This window comes from Streptomyces sp. NPDC050738, from assembly GCF_040654175.1.
In the GTDB taxonomy this organism is placed as follows: Bacteria; Actinomycetota; Actinomycetes; order Streptomycetales; family Streptomycetaceae; genus Streptomyces.
Genome location: NZ_JBFAHN010000016.1, coordinates 55,814 through 69,856 on the forward strand (window position 1 = coordinate 55,814; position 14,043 = coordinate 69,856).

The window sequence follows — 14,043 nt, forward strand, 5'->3', positions numbered from 1 at the left end:
TTCAGTCTCCTCGGGCCTGCCGCGCCATCGCGTGCAGCACCTCGGAGGTGGGCACGGGCGCCTGGCGGACCCCGGTCAGGGTCTGGTTGAGGTAGGCGGTGTACGGGGCCGTCGCGGCCGTGAATTCGGGTGCGGCGCCCTGGGGGCGGAAGCCGTGGCGTACGGCCAGGGCGCGCAGGGCGGGGTCGGTCGAGAGCAACTCGCCCAGTTCCCTGCCCTGTTGGGTGAGCGGGACCAGGGTGTGGTCGCTGTTGACCGTGGTGTCCGGGTAGAGGACGACCAGGTCGCCGACCGGCTGGTGCTGGAGGAGCAGCGAGGCCACCTGGGACTCGTACACGAGGACGAGAGGGTTGCCGACGCCGCTGATGAAGTCCCGGAAGGGGGCGTCGGACGACGTCTGCTGGGCCCCCTGTACGGAGACGAGCTTCTTCAGCAGGGGCGCCGTACGGGCGACCGCCGCCGGGCTGTCGGCGACCTTGCCGCCGTCGGCCGCGTACGAGGCGGCGGCGAGGTAGAGCGCGCCGGAACTGGAGGCCTCGGGGTCGGTGGAGCTGATGAAGACCGTGCCGGTGAGCTCGGTGTGGGCTGCGGCGCCCTTGAGCTGCTGCCAGGTGCGGTCGGCACGCGCGGCGGCCAGGTACGGGGTCATGCGCAGGGTCCCTGTGGACTTCCCCGTGAGGGCGGCGAGCCCGTTGCCGGCCAGGACCTGGGCGGCGTCCCGGTGGGCCACGACGACCAGCGGCGAGTAGAAGGGGCGCTGCGGGGTGGTGTCCGGGAGCTTGCCCTTCTTGCGCAGTGCGTCGGCCGGGGCCTTCGAGGCGGGGAAGGCGAAGTCGTAGCCGGAGAGCGGCAGTTCCTCCATCGCCCAGGACCCGGAGGTCTCCGCCTTCACGGTGAATCCCTTGGCGGCAAGGGCCTTCACGACCTTGGGGTCGGAGAAGAACTCTGCCTTCTCGGACCCGATCACTCCTCGCACGGTCTTCGTTGCCGTGCTCTTGTCCTGGGACTGTCGGTTTGCGACGACGGCTGCTGCCACTCCGCCGATCAGCAGAACCGCCAGGACGATTGCTGCGATGCGTCTCACACCCGCAGAGTGCCCGCGGAAACCCACATTCCTCGCGGGGTCGGGTGAACGGGAGGTGTCCGTGTCATCCCAGTACGCAACAGGAGTGCAGGGCTCCGGAGTTGGGGGAGGCGGGCAAGGGGCGGCGTCAGACCGTCGTCGCGTACTGCCAGAAGTCGCGCATGATCGCGGGTGCGACCGGGCTCGTCATCTGGACCTGGGTGAGCAGGATCGCGGCCGTGCCCGTGGAGGGGACGATGTGTGCGCTCGTGCCGGTGCCGCCCACCCAGCCGTAACGGCCCGGGACGGTCCAGGGGTCGCGCTCGTCCACGTCGACCGAGCCGCCGTAACCCCAGCCCTGGCCCTCCAGGAAGAGGTCGCTCGCCTCGCGCTGGGCTTCGTCGAGGTGGTTGGTGGTCATACGGCGTACCGCGTCCGGGGAGAGCAGCGCGCGGCCGTCGGGGCCCGCGCCGTCGGCCAGCAGCATCCGGGCGAACGCGTGCCAGTCGTCGGCCGTCGACACCAGACCGCCCGCGCCGGAGGCGAAGCGCGGCGGGCTGCTCCACTGGCCCTCGGGGGTGTCGACCGTCTCCAGCTTGCCGTCCGGCGTCGGGCGGTAGGAGGTGGTGAACCGGCCCAAGTCGGCGGCAGGGACGGCGAATCCGGTGTCCTTCATGCCGAGGGGTACGAGGAGGCGCTCGGCGAGGAAGTCGGCGAATCCGGTGCCCGATGCGCGGGCGATCAGCACGCTGAGGATGTCGGAGCAGGTGTTGTACAGCCATGCCTCGCCCGGCTGGTGCAGGAGCGGGATGCGGCCGAGCGCCGCGAGCCAGTCGTCGGGGGCGGGCGTGTCCTGGGGGTCCAGGCCGCTCTTCTGCAGGTCGCTGAAGAGGAGTTGGACCGCGGGGTACGAGAAGTCGGAGGGGAATCCGTATCCGGCGCGGAACGTGAGCAGGTCCTCGACGGTGATCGGGCGCACGGCCGGGACCACGTCGTCGGCGGGGGACGAGGGCGTACGGACGACGGAGGGCGAGGCGAGTTCGGGGAGCCAGGTGGAGACGGGGGCGTCGAGGGCGAGCGTGCCCTCGTCGACCAGCATCATCGCCGCCGCCGCGGTGAGGGGCTTGGTGATGGAGGCGATGCGGAAGATCGAGTCCCGGACCATCGGGGCGGCGCCTTCGGCATCGGCCGAACCGACGGCCTGCACCTCGGTACGGCCGCCGCGCGACACCAGGGCCACTGCTCCCGGGACGGTGCCGTTGTCGACGTGGGTCGTGAGGAGGTCGTGCAGCGTGGAGGGCGGCATGGGGCCAAGCGTAGCCACGGGGGCGGGGGGAATGCGGGCCTCCGGCCGCTCGTCCTCAATTGCCGGACGGGCTTGAGACGTCTGGTGTGGGGTTACCGGTGTCGCATCCGAACGAACGCCAAGCGGCCATTGAGCAACCCCCACCCGCGCCGGCCACCTCCGCGAAAGCGGCGGCGGTTTAGCCGCAAAGAGGGGAACGAACGCCAAGCGGCCATTGAGCAACCCCCACCCGCGCCGGCCACCTCCGCGAAAGCGGCGGCGGTTTAGCCGCAAAGGCGGGAGAGTGGCGCCCGGCCCGCTCGCCTTTGCGGCTGCGGGCCGGGGCCGGTCAGTGGGCCGCGGTCAGCAGCTGGGCCGCCGCGTGGGCGTCCATACGCTCGGCCGCCAGGATCGCGGCCGCCGTGTCCGCGCGGGAGGCGGCGACCACCAGGGCGCGGCCCGCGAGGGCGTGTGCGCGCTGGTGGAGGTCGGCGGGGTCCGCGGCGGAGAGACCCGCGTGACGGACCGGCGGGGCGGAGCGCAGCCGGGCGATCTCGCTCGCGATGCGGTCGCCCTCCTGGGCCAGGCCGAGCTCGTCGGTGACCGAGAGGAGTGCGGAGAGGTGGCCCGCCAGCTGGAGGTCCAGCTCTTCCTCGCGGGTGCGGTGCGGATAGGCCGCCGTGTCGTCGGCCATCGTCGAGTGGACCGACTTCCTGCGGATCGGTTCGTACATGAATGGCCTCCTGTTCACGGTCAGAGCCTCATCCTAGCTTAGATTCTGTCTAAAGTTGAGTGGTGTCTTAATGCTGCGCGTATCCGTCCAGGAAGTTCCCGATCCGGGTCACCGCGTCGTGCAGTTCCTTCGCCGCCGGGAGCGTGACGATGCGGAAGTGGTCGGGCTCGGGCCAGTTGAATCCGGTGCCGTGGACGATCATGATTTTCTCGGCGCGCAGCAGGTCGAGCACCATCTCGCGGTCGTCCTTGATCTTGTAGACCGCGGGGTCCAGACGGGGGAAGAGATAGAGCGCCCCCTTGGGCTTCACGCAGCTCACGCCGGGGATCTGCGTGAGCAGGTCGTACGCCGTGTCGCGCTGCTCCAGGAGCCGGCCGCCCGGCTGGACCAGTGCCTCGATCGACTGCCTGCCCTGCAGGGCGGCGGCGATGGCGTGCTGGGCCGGCATGTTGGCGCACAGGCGCATGTTCGCCAGGATCGTCAGGCCCTCGATGTACGACGAGGCGTGCGCCTTGGGGCCGCAGACCGCGAGCCAGCCGGAGCGGAAACCGGCCACCCGGTAGTTCTTCGACATGCCGTTGAAGGTGAGGACCATCAGGTCGGGGGCGATCGCGGCCGTCGGGGTGTGCGTCGCGCCGTCGTAGAGGATCTTGTCGTAGATCTCGTCGGAGCAGACGACCAGGGAGTGCCGGCGGGCGATCTCGGTGATGCCGCGCAGCATCTCGTCGTCGTACACCGCACCCGTGGGGTTGTTGGGGTTGATGACGACGATGGCCTTGGTGCGGTCGGTGATGCGGCGCTCGATGTCGTCGAGGTCCGGCATCCAGTCCGCCTGCTCGTCGCAGCGGTAGTGGACGGCGGTGCCGCCGGCGAGGGAGACCGAGGCGGTCCACAGGGGGTAGTCGGGCGCGGGGACGAGGACCTCGTCGCCGTCGTCGAGGAGCGCCTGCATCGACATCTGGATGAGCTCGGAGACGCCGTTGCCGAGGTAGATGTCCTCGACGGAGAGGGGGATGCCCTTGGTCTCGTAGTGGCTCATCACCGCGCGGCGCGCGGAGAGCAGCCCCTTCGCGTCGCCGTAGCCGTGCGCGTCGTGGAGGTTGCGCAGGACGTCTTCGAGGATCGCCGGGGGGCACTCGAAGCCGAACGCGGCCGGGTTGCCGGTGTTGAGCTTGAGGATGCGATGGCCCGCTGCTTCCAGCCGCATCGCCTCCTCCAGGACCGGGCCCCGGATCTCGTAACAGACATTGGCGAGCTTCGTCGACTGGATCACCTGCATGTCCGTGAGCTTACGGCCGGGTAACGCCGTCCGCCGCTGCTTTGTCTGAGGCGTGGCTCACGGTCCCGCTCACGGCGATGCCCGGCAGCCACCCGAGCAGCAGGCCCCACAGTGCGCCGAAGAGTGCGCCCGCAGCGGCGTACGCCAGCCAGCCGAGCGCCCCCGAGTCGACCATCCGGGCCGCCACCAGACCCCGCCACACCCCGGCCGCCGCGGCCCCCGCGATCAGTGCGGTCCAGCCCGCGAGCAGACGGCGGACGCGGCCGGCGACGGGGCGTCTGCGCAGATGGCGGCGGATGCGTACGACGGCGACCGCGATCAGCAGCAGCGCCGCGAAGTCCTCGCAGAGCTGCCAGGCCCAGGTGGTCCCGCCGAGCGGGACGGCGCGCAGGCCCGGCAGGCCCATCGGGGCGCCGAGCGCGCTCGGGACGACGGACATGCCGGCGCGCGCGGTGAGGGCGGTGAAGAGGTGGCCGGATCCGCACAGCAGGACGAGCAGCAGGCAGACGCCCGCCACGGAGGTGGTGGCGTCCCGGCGGAGGTACCGCTTCGCGGCGGCGATCTTGGGGCGCATGGCCGGTCACTGTAGGCGGACGGGGACGCGGCCGACAGGGGGTGGGCGGAAGAAAAAGTGAACAATCCTCAGGTCTGGTGGAGCGGGGTCGCGAGGCCTTACGCTCCCGGCCATGATCAGGAGTATCAGCAGCAACTGGCGCGCCTGGACGGGAGTTGGCGCCGCCTGCGCCGTCGCCGCCGCGCTGCTGGTGGCCGTCGGCCCCGACGGTTCCGGAGCCCCTCGCGCCGCGACCGCGAGCGGCCACCGCTGGGTCACCGACGACGCGGGGCGCGCCCTGATCCTGCACGGACTCAACACCGCGAGCAGCGCCAAGTCCGATCCAGGCGGTATGCCCTGGATCGAGGAGAAGGACGTGCAGCGCGAGAGCGACGCGCTCGGCTCGGACTTCGTACGGTTCCTGATCCAGTGGCGCAACGTCGAACCGCAGCCGGGGAGTTACGACGACGCGTACCTCCGAGAGGTCGAGACGCGGGTGCGCTGGTACGGCAGGCGTGGCTACCGCGTCATGCTCGACATGCACCAGGACATCTACGGGCCCGCCGTGAAGGGCAACGGCGCGCCCGCCTGGGCGACCGAGGCCGACGGCCTCGGCGTCACCGAGCAGGAGCAGTGGGAGCTCAAGTACGTGGAGCCCGGCACGATCCGGGCCTTCGACCACTTCTGGGGCACCCGTTCCGGGGGCCGCGACCTGCGCGCGCACTACGCGGCGGCGTGGGCGCACGTGGCCTCGAAATTCGCCGACGACCCGGCCGTCATCGGCTACGACCTGATGAACGAGCCCTGGGGCGGCTCGGTGCAGGGCCCCGCCTTCGAGGCCGGCCCGCTGGCCGCGCTCTACCGCCGTACGATCACCGCGATCCGCGCCGTCGACCGCGACTCCTGGATCTTCGTCGAGCCGGAGGCCGTCAGCGCCAACTGGGGCCTGCCCAGCGCCCTTCCGCGCCTCACCGACCCGCGCGGCGGCGGGGACAAGGCGCGGATCGCGTACGCCCCGCACCTCTATCCGCTGCCCATGGACCTCGGCGGCGGCTACACCGGATCCACGAAGTCCCAGGTCGACTCGACGCTCGACTCCTGGCGCGAGCAGACCGAGAAGACCGCGCGGCGGCTCGGGGCGCCCGTGCTCATCGGTGAGTACGGACTCGACATGACGCTGCCGGGAGCGGGGGCGTACGTCACCAAGGTGCGGGAGACCGCCGACGCGATGGGCGCGGGTACGGCCTACTGGTCCAGCGACCCGGGATCCTGGTCGCCCTGGGACAAGGAGCTGAAGCCGACCGCGCTGGTGCCGATCCTCGACCGGCCTGGACCTCGGGCGATCGCGGGCGATCCAATCGCATACGACTGGGACGTGAAGTCCCGTACGTTGACAGTGCGTTGGCGGGGCGCGGCGGACGTCCTCGGCGGCACCGAGATCTATCTGCCGGTCCGGTACTTCCCCGAGGGGGGCCGGGTCGCGGGCGGCGTCCAGCAGTCCTGGGACGCCAAGTCCCGGATCCTGACCGTCACTTCAGGAGCAGGCGAGCACACGGTGAAGGTCACCCCGGCCGGATAGGCGGGTCGGGCATTTCTGGCGTATGGCGTTCATGGCGGCGCGGCACGAAACTCCCTGCACCGGGCCGGCCCCGGAACGTGCCGCCCGCCTCCCTCGCCACGGGGCGGGCGGCACACCGGTGTCAGGCCGCCCGGTAGGCGCTGCCACGCACCGCGCGGCCCGCCATGACGTCCGTCCTGCGGGCGTCCTCGATGACGAAGCGGCCGTCGATCAGTACGTACGGAATGCCGACGGGCAGCGTGCGCGGCGCCTCGAAGGTGGATCCGGCGGCGACCGTGTCCGGGTCGAAGAGGACCAGGTCGGCGCGGTAGCCCTCGCGGACCAGGCCGCGGTCGGCCAGCCGGAGCCGGGCCGCCGGGCGCGAGGTGAGGTGCGCGACCGTCTCCTCCAGCGACAGCACGCCCAACTCCCGTGCGTAGCGCCCGAGATACTGCGGGAAGGTGCCGTACGCGCGCGGATGCGGCTTGTAGCCCTGGAGGATGCCGTCGCTGCCGCCCGTGTGGACACGGTGGCGCATGATCTGCCGGACGTTCTCCTCGTGGCCGACGTGCTGCAGGATCGTCGACCCGAGCCGGTCGTTGACGAGCAGGCGCCGGGCGGTGACCCACGGCTCCTCGCCGCGCTCGGCGGCGCTCTGCGCGATCGTCTTGCCGACGCAGCCCGCCAGGCCCGGGTCGCTGACACCCGAGATCTCGATGGTGTCCCACTCGATGGGCACCCCGTGGCAGCCGTCCGCGCCCTCGACCTCCATGACATGGCGGATCTTCTCCGCCGTCGCGTCGTCCTGCAGCCGGGCCAGGATCGCGTCGGGCCCGCCCTCGCTCGCCCAACTGGGCAGCATGGCCACGAGAGTCGTGCAGCCGGGGGTGTAGGGATACGTGTCGAGAGAGATGTCGGAGCCCGCGTCCAGGGCCGCGTCCAGGAGGGTCAGCAGCTCCGGCGCCTTCCCCTCGTTCACGCTGAAGTTCATGGTGGCGTGGGCGAGGTGCAGCGCGCAGCCGGCGGTGCGGGTGAGGTCGACCATCTCCTCGTACGCCTGCAGGGCGCCGGCCCCGTAGGAGCGGTGGTGCGGGCAGTAGTAGCCGCCGTACGAGGCCACCACCCGGCAGAGCTCGGTGAGTTCGGCGTCGTCCGCGTACATCCCGGGCGTGTACGTGAGCCCCGACGACATGCCGACCGCGCCCTGCTCCATGCCCTCGGCGACGAGCTGCTTCATGCGGGCGATCTCGGCGGGGGTGGCGGGGCGGTCGTCCCAGCCCATCGCGTACATCCGCAGCGTGCCCTGCGGGATCAGATACGCGGCGTTGACCGCGATGGTCTGCCGGTCGAGCCGGTCCAGATACTCCCCGACGGTCCGCCAGTCGAAGTCGATGTCGCTGCCGTCGCCGTTCCAGCCGGTGATGGTCTTGCGGACCTCGGCGAGCGTGCGGTCGTCGACGGGTGCGTACGAGAGCCCGTCCTGCCCCAGCACCTCCAGGGTCACCCCCTGCGCGGCCTTCGCCTCGTGGCCGGGGTCGCGCAGGAGCGCCAGGTCGGAGTGGGCGTGCATGTCGATGAAGCCGGGGGAGAGGGCCAGCCCGTCGGCGTCCAACTCCCGTGCACCACTGGGGCGTTCGCCCCCTTCCCGGGCGATGGCGGAGATGCGGCCGCCGTCGACGGCCACATCGGCGCGGTAGGAGTCGCCGCCGGTGCCGTCGATGACACGGGCGTCGCGGATGACGAGATCAGCCATGACTGGGGGCTCCGGCTTCTCAGAAGTACGTACGGATGTAGTCGACGACCGTGCCGTCCGCCTCGACGAGCGGGATCAGCTGCCACTTGTCGAAGGAGGTGCAGGGGTGCGAGAGCCCCATGCCGACCCAGTCGCCCACTTCGAGGTCCGCCTCGTCCGTGGTGCGGACCCAGCCGTGCTGGTCGGAGAGGCCGCTGACCGTGATGCCGGTGGCGGCCCTGACCTCGCCGGTGCGCGCGTCCCGTACGACCTGCGCCTCGGGCAGGTCGAGGTCGTACGCGGCATCGCGCTTGCCCGCGTTGACGAAGGCCTGCTCGGCGGTGGGGCGGGAGACGACCTGCGCCCACAGCCGGAATCCGGCGTGCAGGGCGCCTTCGTCGGGGACCCGGTTGAAGGGGGTGAGGTGGCGGTAGTGGCCGTCGTCGTGCGAGACGTAGGCGCCCGAGCGGAGCAACTTGCAGACGGGCGAGGAGAGTTCGGGGATCTCCGCGAAGACGTCCGCGACGGCGTCGAACCAGGCGCTGCCGCCCGCGCTGATCACGATCTCGTCCGTACGGGAGAAGCGCCCGGCCTTGTCGAAGTCGGCGGCCAGCGCGACGAGCCGCCGCAGCCAGGCGCGGACGCGCTCGCCGTCCGCGTCGGGGACCTCGCCCTCGTAGCCGGCGACGCCCACCAGGCGCAGGGTCGGGGCGGCGGCCACCGCGTCGGCGATCGCCGCGCACTCGGCTTCGGTACGGGCGCCGGTGCGGGCGCCGTCGCCCGCGCCCAGCTCCACGACGACGTCCAGGGCGCGGGAGGTCCCGCGCAGCGCCTCGTCCATCAGCTCGACGCCGCGCACGGAGTCGACGTAACAGATGAAGGTGAAGTCCGGGTCGGCGTCGAGCTCGGAGCCGATCCAGCGGAGCGCGGCCGCGTCGACGACCTCGTTGGCGAGGAAGATCCGCTGCACGCCGAACTCCCGTGCCACGCGCACCTGGTGGGGCACGGCGAGGGTGATGCCCCAGGCGCCGTGCTCGATCTGGCGGGCGAAGAGCTGGGGCGCCATGGACGTCTTGCCGTGCGGGGCGAAGGCGAGACCGTGGCGGGCGGAGTAGCTCTCCATGAGGGCGAGGTTGTGCGCGACGGACTCGGCGGAGAGGGCGATGACGGGGGTGGTGAACCCGTCGGTGAAGAGGTTGCGGCGCTCGGCGGCCAGGGCGGCGAGGGTCAGGCCCTGGGCGGTCGGGGGCAGCCCCTTGAAGCGGTGGTCGACTACTACTTCTTCTTCGCCGTTCATCGAACCTCCAGGTGAGTCCTCGTTGCAACATGTGCAACGCTCATTGCGTACTGCGCTCAGTGCTGTCTAACATCCGAGCCATCCAGCCGTCCAGTGCCATCCCGTGGCACGCAGAGCCCAGGAGTGACCGTGCAGCCCACCCCAGCCGACGTCGACGTCGTCTGCCTCGGCGAGTCCATGGTCACGTTCCTGCCCGGCCGGGCGGGCCGCCTCGCCGACGTACCCAGCTTCGACCGCGCGATAGGCGGCGCGGAGTCCAATGTCGCGTGCGCGCTGGCGGCGGCGGGCCACTCGGCGAAGTGGGTCAGCCGGGTCGGCGCGGACGGCTTCGGGGAGCACCTGGTCGAGGCGATCGGGGCGTACGGGGTCGACGTGAGCGCGGTCCGCCGCGACGCCTCCCGGCCCACCGGCATCTACTTCCGTACGGCCGACGACCGCGAGTCGGCGGACCACGAGGTGCTCTACTACCGCGCCGGATCCGCGGCCAGCGCGATGTCGCCGCAGACGGTCCCGTACGAGGACCTGCGGGCGGCCCGCATCCTGCATCTGTCCGGGATCACGGCGGCGCTGTCGCCCGACTGCCTGGCGCTGATGCGCGAGCTCACCGCGCCCGCTCCCGGCCGCCCCCTGGTCTCCTTCGACGTCAACTACCGCCCCGGCCTGTGGCGCGACGGGCAGGGCCCCGAGGTGCTGCTCGACCTGGCGCGCGGCGCCGACCTGGTCTTCGTGGGCGAGGACGAGGCGGCGGGCGCGTGGGGCCTGCACGGCGCGGAGGCGATCCGGGCCGCGCTGCCGGAACCGGCGACGCTGGTGGTCAAGCGCGGCTCGGAGGGCGCGACGGTGTTCACCGGCGGCTCCCCGGAGTCCGTCCCCGCCCTCACCGTCGACGTCATCGCCCCCGTCGGCGCCGGCGACGCCTTCGCCGCGGGCTTCCTCTCCGGCACCCTCCGCGACCTTCCCGTCCGCGACCGCGTACGGCACGGGCACCTCATGGCCGCCGCCGCCCTCACCACCCCCGCCGACGTCACCGCCCCGCCCGCCCGCGCCCACGCCGACCGCCTTGCCGCCCTCGACGACGCCGCCTGGGGCACACTTCGTCTCGGCCCCGGCTGGACGACGGAGACACCGGCACCGGAGGCCGCCGAGGAGGTTCGTACGCCATGAGCCAGACCGTAGACCGGGCGCTCTCCATCCTGCCCCTGCTCGCCCGCGGCCCCGCCGACCTGGGCCAGGTCGCGACGAGCCTGGACGTGCACAAGTCCACGGCCCTGCGCCTGCTGCGCACGCTCCACGAGCACGGACTCGTCTACCGCCAGCAGGACCAGCGCTACCGCCTGGGGGCCCGCCTCTTCGCGCTCGCGCAGGAGGCGGTCGAGAACCTCGACGTGCGCGAGATCGCCCACCCCCACCTCACCGCCCTCAACGAGCAGGTGGGCCACACCGTCCACCTCGCCGTGTACGAGGAGAACGAGGTCCTCTACATCGACAAGGTGGAGAGCCGCTACCCGGTCCGGATGTACTCCCGTATCGGCAAGCCCGTGGCGATCACCGTCGCCGCCGTGGCCAAGCTCCTCCTCGCCGACCTCCCCGAGCCCGAATGCCGCGCCATCGCGGAACGGCTCGACTACCCCACCTACACGGCCCGTTCGACCCCGAACGCGGGCGCCTTCCTCAAGGAGCTCGCGACCGTACGAGAACAGGGCTGGGCCACCGACCTCGGCGGCCACGAGGAGTCCATCAACTGCATCGGGGCCCCCATCAGGGGCGCCGACGGCCGGATGGTGGCAGCGATGTCGATGTCGGCGCCCAACGTCGTCGTCACGGCGGAGGAACTCCTCACCCTGCTCCCGCTCGTACGCCGCACCGCAGATGCCATCAGCGGCGAATATTCGGGCAGGACACCCCAGCAAGAGACCCCCAACACCCCCAAGGGACCAGTCGCATGACGACCACCGAGAAGACCGCCCTCACGCCCTCCACGCACACCGCCCCGCCCGCGAAGTTCTCGCACGGCGTCCGCAAGGGCAACATCCTCCAGGTCGCAGGACAGGTCGGCTTCCTGCCGGCCGTCGAGGGCCAGGCCCCGACCCCCGCGGGCCCGACCCTGCGCGAGCAGACCCTCCAGACCTTCGCCAACGTCAAGGCGATCCTGGAAGAGGGCGGCGCGAGCTGGGACGACGTGATGATGATGCGCGTCTACCTCACGGACACCGCGCACTTCGCCGAGCTCAACGAGATCTACAACGCCTACTTCGAGGGCGAGAACCTCAAGGCCCCGGCCTCGGCCCGCACCACGGTCTACGTCGGTCTCCCCGCCGGCCTCCTGATCGAGATCGACGCCCTGGCGGTACTCGGCTGATCGCCGACCCGGCCAGACAACCCCCCACCACCGCACGGCAATTCCGAAGTTCAGAGTGAGTCTCTTAATCCCGCACCCGCACACCCCCTGTACCCACGACACGGCGCCCATCCGCTCCTTCGCGGCGCCGTGTCGCGGTCCCCCATGCCCGAAAGCACCACGGAAACAACGGAGTTCACCGCATGATGCTCGCAGCAGCAGCCCCCGCAGTCCCCCCGCCAACCCCGCACACCGGCGGTCTGCTCCCCCTCATCGGCGGCACGACAGGCCTCCTCATCGTCGCCGCGCTCGGCATAGCCCTGCTTCTCCTCCTGATCATCAAGGTCAGGATCCAGCCCTTCGTGGCGCTCCTCGCCGTCTCCATAGCCGTCGGCCTCGGCGCGGGACTCTCGGTCACCGAGCTCTTCGGCACGGTCCAGAAGTCCACCGCCACCTCCGTCATCGAGACCGGCATGGGCGGCACCCTCGGCCATATCGCGATCATCATCGGCCTCGGCACGATGCTCGGCGCGATCCTCGAAGTCTCCGGCGGAGCCGAGACGCTGAGCTCCCGCCTCCTCAACCTCTTCGGCGAGAAGCGCGCCCCCCTCGCCATGGGCCTCACCGGCCTGATCTTCGGTATCCCGGTCTTCTTCGACGTCGGCATCTTCGTGCTCGCACCGATCGTGTACGCGGCCACCAAGCGCTCCGGCAAGTCGATCGTCCTGTACGCGATGCCGCTCCTCGCCGGCCTCTCGATGACCCACGCGTTCCTGCCCCCGCACCCGGGCCCGGTCGCCGCGGCGGCCCTGTTCCACGTGTCGCTGGGCTGGGTCATCCTCATGGGCATCTCGGTCGGCATCCCGGCGCTGCTCTGCGCCTGGGTCTACGCCGCCTGGATCGGCAAGCGCCTGTTCGTCGAGGTCCCGCAGGACATGCTCGACGCCTCCGAGGAGGCCAAGGCCGCGGTCCTGGCCGAGCGCGAGTCGCAGGGCGTGAAGTCCCAGGAGGCGCCGGTCGCCCTCACCGCGGTGCTGGCGATCATCGGCACGCCGCTCATCCTGATCCTCCTCGCGACGTTCTCCTCGATCGCGCTCGACCCGTCCACGTTCCGTTCGGTCATCGAGTTCTTCGGCCACCCCTTCGTGGCGCTGACCATCGCGCTGCTCCTCGCGTACTACCTGCTGGGCATCCGCCGCGGCTGGTCGCGCAAGTCCCTGGAGCAGGTCTCGACGGCGTCCCTCAAGCCGGTCGGCAACATCCTTCTCGTCGTCGGCGCCGGCGGTGTCTTCGGTGCGGTCCTCAAGGCCTCGGGCATCGCGGACGCGCTCGCCAAGACCTTCAACGACGTGGGTCTGCCCGTCATCGTGCTGGCCTGGCTGATCGCGGTCGTCCTGCGCGTCGCGCAGGGTTCGGCGACGGTCGCGATCGTCACGACGGCCGGCATCGTCGTCCCCCTCGTCGAGGGCCAGGACCTCTCGCAGGGCCACCTCGCGCTGATCATCATGGCGATCTCGGCGGGCTCGATCTTCGCCTCGCACGTGAACGACGGCGGCTTCTGGATGGTCTCGAAGTACTTCGGCATCACGGAGCGGGACACCCTGAAGTCCTGGACGGTCCTGGAGACGGTCCTGTCGGTGTCGGGCTTCGTGGTCGCGGCGCTGCTCAGCCTGGTGATCTAGCCGGCTGTACGCGATGAGAGGGGTGTCCGGGGTCGACTCCGGGCGCCCCTCAGTCCGTTGCGGCCCGCAGCCGCCCGAGCACCTGCGGGGTCAGTTCCGCGGCCAGCGACTCCAGGGTGGCGACGAGAGCGGCGATCCGCTCGGGGTCGTCGGTGTCCAGGGCGGTGGCGAGCGCCGTGTCGACGGTGGCCGCCCGTACCTCCTCGACCCGCTCCGAGGCCGCGGCGGCCGGGTTGACCAGCATCCGGCGCCGGTCGGCGGGGTCGGGCTCGGTGACGACGGCTCCTGCCGTACGCAGCCGGGCGACGGATGCGGAGACCGCGCTCTGCGGCAGGCCGGTCCGGGCGGCGATCTCGCCCACGGCGCTGCCGGGATTCTGCCGTACGTCACCGGCCACGATCATCACGGTCCGGACGCTGGTGGTGTGCTTGCCGATGCCCTCGGTGGGCAGCGCCGCCTCACCGATCTTCATCAGGGTGCGCCCCAGCAGGAACAGCTCGACTGCGTTCATGGGCGTCAGAAT

General features: G+C 71.3%; 13 protein-coding genes. 5 read left to right on the plus strand and 8 right to left on the minus strand.

The window, feature by feature from the left end; all coding sequences use genetic code 11:
- Nucleotide 1 precedes the first annotated feature (1 nt).
- The 5 genes from AB0H78_RS31130 to AB0H78_RS31150 all read right to left on the minus strand — a co-directional run bounded on the left by AB0H78_RS31130 (nt 2) and on the right by AB0H78_RS31150 (nt 4,934).
- Nucleotides 2-1,111 (minus strand): substrate-binding domain-containing protein, encoded by a 1,110-nt coding sequence (locus AB0H78_RS31130; protein ID WP_363238014.1) that lies wholly within the window; start codon nt 1,109-1,111, stop codon nt 2-4.
- A gap of 100 nt (nt 1,112-1,211) precedes the next feature.
- Entirely contained in the window at nt 1,212-2,369 is a 1,158-nt protein-coding gene (locus tag AB0H78_RS31135; RefSeq protein WP_363238015.1) for a serine hydrolase domain-containing protein, read from the minus strand.
- A 328-nt stretch (nt 2,370-2,697) separates the two neighbouring features.
- Nucleotides 2,698-3,081, minus strand: a complete 384-nt coding sequence (locus AB0H78_RS31140) for a hypothetical protein (protein WP_363238016.1) — start codon at nt 3,079-3,081, stop codon at nt 2,698-2,700.
- A gap of 67 nt (nt 3,082-3,148) precedes the next feature.
- Nucleotides 3,149-4,360, minus strand: a complete 1,212-nt coding sequence (locus AB0H78_RS31145; protein ID WP_363238017.1) for a pyridoxal phosphate-dependent aminotransferase — start codon at nt 4,358-4,360, stop codon at nt 3,149-3,151.
- Between the two features lie 10 nt (nt 4,361-4,370).
- Nucleotides 4,371-4,934, minus strand: coding sequence for a hypothetical protein (locus tag AB0H78_RS31150; RefSeq protein WP_363238018.1), 564 nt, complete (start codon nt 4,932-4,934; stop codon nt 4,371-4,373).
- Between the two features lie 112 nt (nt 4,935-5,046).
- On the opposite strand from AB0H78_RS31150, the gene AB0H78_RS31155 reads away from it, so the two are divergent.
- Nucleotides 5,047-6,492: a cellulase family glycosylhydrolase gene (locus AB0H78_RS31155; RefSeq protein ID WP_363238019.1), complete on the plus strand. Its 1,446-nt coding sequence runs from the start codon at nt 5,047-5,049 to the stop codon at nt 6,490-6,492.
- A 121-nt stretch (nt 6,493-6,613) separates the two neighbouring features.
- Here AB0H78_RS31155 and AB0H78_RS31160 read toward each other — a convergent pair whose 3' ends face one another.
- Together AB0H78_RS31160 and AB0H78_RS31165 are read right to left on the minus strand one after the other, a co-directional pair.
- Nucleotides 6,614-8,224, minus strand: a complete 1,611-nt coding sequence (locus AB0H78_RS31160; protein WP_363238020.1) for a D-aminoacylase — start codon at nt 8,222-8,224, stop codon at nt 6,614-6,616.
- A 19-nt stretch (nt 8,225-8,243) separates the two neighbouring features.
- Nucleotides 8,244-9,500, minus strand: a complete 1,257-nt coding sequence (locus tag AB0H78_RS31165) for an amino acid deaminase (protein ID WP_363238021.1) — start codon at nt 9,498-9,500, stop codon at nt 8,244-8,246.
- 129 nt (nt 9,501-9,629) lie between these two features.
- Here AB0H78_RS31165 and AB0H78_RS31170 point away from each other — a divergent pair, with 129 nt between their 5' ends.
- The 4 genes from AB0H78_RS31170 (at nt 9,630) to AB0H78_RS31185 (ending at nt 13,520) form a co-directional block, all read left to right on the plus strand.
- Nucleotides 9,630-10,664 (plus strand): sugar kinase, encoded by a 1,035-nt coding sequence (locus tag AB0H78_RS31170; RefSeq protein ID WP_363238022.1) that lies wholly within the window; start codon nt 9,630-9,632, stop codon nt 10,662-10,664.
- Nucleotides 10,661-11,446: an IclR family transcriptional regulator gene (locus tag AB0H78_RS31175; RefSeq protein WP_363238023.1), complete on the plus strand. Its 786-nt coding sequence runs from the start codon at nt 10,661-10,663 to the stop codon at nt 11,444-11,446. The genes AB0H78_RS31170 and AB0H78_RS31175 overlap by 4 nt, the downstream gene beginning before the upstream one ends.
- The gene (locus tag AB0H78_RS31180; RefSeq protein ID WP_363238024.1) at nt 11,443-11,859 is read left to right on the plus strand and encodes a RidA family protein; all 417 of its coding nucleotides are present in this window, start codon (nt 11,443-11,445) and stop codon (nt 11,857-11,859) included. Before AB0H78_RS31175 ends, AB0H78_RS31180 begins: the two co-directional genes overlap by 4 nt.
- 182 nt (nt 11,860-12,041) lie before the next feature.
- Nucleotides 12,042-13,520, plus strand: a complete 1,479-nt coding sequence (locus AB0H78_RS31185) for a gluconate:H+ symporter (protein WP_363238025.1) — start codon at nt 12,042-12,044, stop codon at nt 13,518-13,520.
- A gap of 49 nt (nt 13,521-13,569) precedes the next feature.
- Here the strand turns inward: AB0H78_RS31185 and AB0H78_RS31190 are convergent, their stop codons facing one another.
- The gene (locus AB0H78_RS31190) at nt 13,570-14,031 is read right to left on the minus strand and encodes a MarR family transcriptional regulator (RefSeq protein WP_363238026.1); all 462 of its coding nucleotides are present in this window, start codon (nt 14,029-14,031) and stop codon (nt 13,570-13,572) included.
- Nucleotides 14,032-14,043: the final 12 nt, after the last annotated feature.

What these genes read in the sequence shown, in the direction of transcription:
- AB0H78_RS31180 (WP_363238024.1), top strand. Translation starts at nt 11,443, where the DNA reads ATGACGACCACCGAGAAGACCGCCCTCACGCCCTCCACGCACACCGCC.
- AB0H78_RS31160 (WP_363238020.1), bottom strand. Translation starts at nt 8,224, where the DNA reads ATGGCTGATCTCGTCATCCGCGACGCCCGTGTCATCGACGGCACCGGC.
- AB0H78_RS31185 (WP_363238025.1), top strand. Translation starts at nt 12,042, where the DNA reads ATGATGCTCGCAGCAGCAGCCCCCGCAGTCCCCCCGCCAACCCCGCAC.
- AB0H78_RS31140 (WP_363238016.1), bottom strand. Translation starts at nt 3,081, where the DNA reads ATGTACGAACCGATCCGCAGGAAGTCGGTCCACTCGACGATGGCCGAC.
- AB0H78_RS31155 (WP_363238019.1), top strand. Translation starts at nt 5,047, where the DNA reads ATGATCAGGAGTATCAGCAGCAACTGGCGCGCCTGGACGGGAGTTGGC.
- AB0H78_RS31165 (WP_363238021.1), bottom strand. Translation starts at nt 9,500, where the DNA reads ATGAACGGCGAAGAAGAAGTAGTAGTCGACCACCGCTTCAAGGGGCTG.
- AB0H78_RS31150 (WP_363238018.1), bottom strand. Translation starts at nt 4,934, where the DNA reads ATGCGCCCCAAGATCGCCGCCGCGAAGCGGTACCTCCGCCGGGACGCC.
- AB0H78_RS31175 (WP_363238023.1), top strand. Translation starts at nt 10,661, where the DNA reads ATGAGCCAGACCGTAGACCGGGCGCTCTCCATCCTGCCCCTGCTCGCC.
- AB0H78_RS31190 (WP_363238026.1), bottom strand. Translation starts at nt 14,031, where the DNA reads ATGAACGCAGTCGAGCTGTTCCTGCTGGGGCGCACCCTGATGAAGATC.
- AB0H78_RS31135 (WP_363238015.1), bottom strand. Translation starts at nt 2,369, where the DNA reads ATGCCGCCCTCCACGCTGCACGACCTCCTCACGACCCACGTCGACAAC.
- AB0H78_RS31145 (WP_363238017.1), bottom strand. Translation starts at nt 4,360, where the DNA reads ATGCAGGTGATCCAGTCGACGAAGCTCGCCAATGTCTGTTACGAGATC.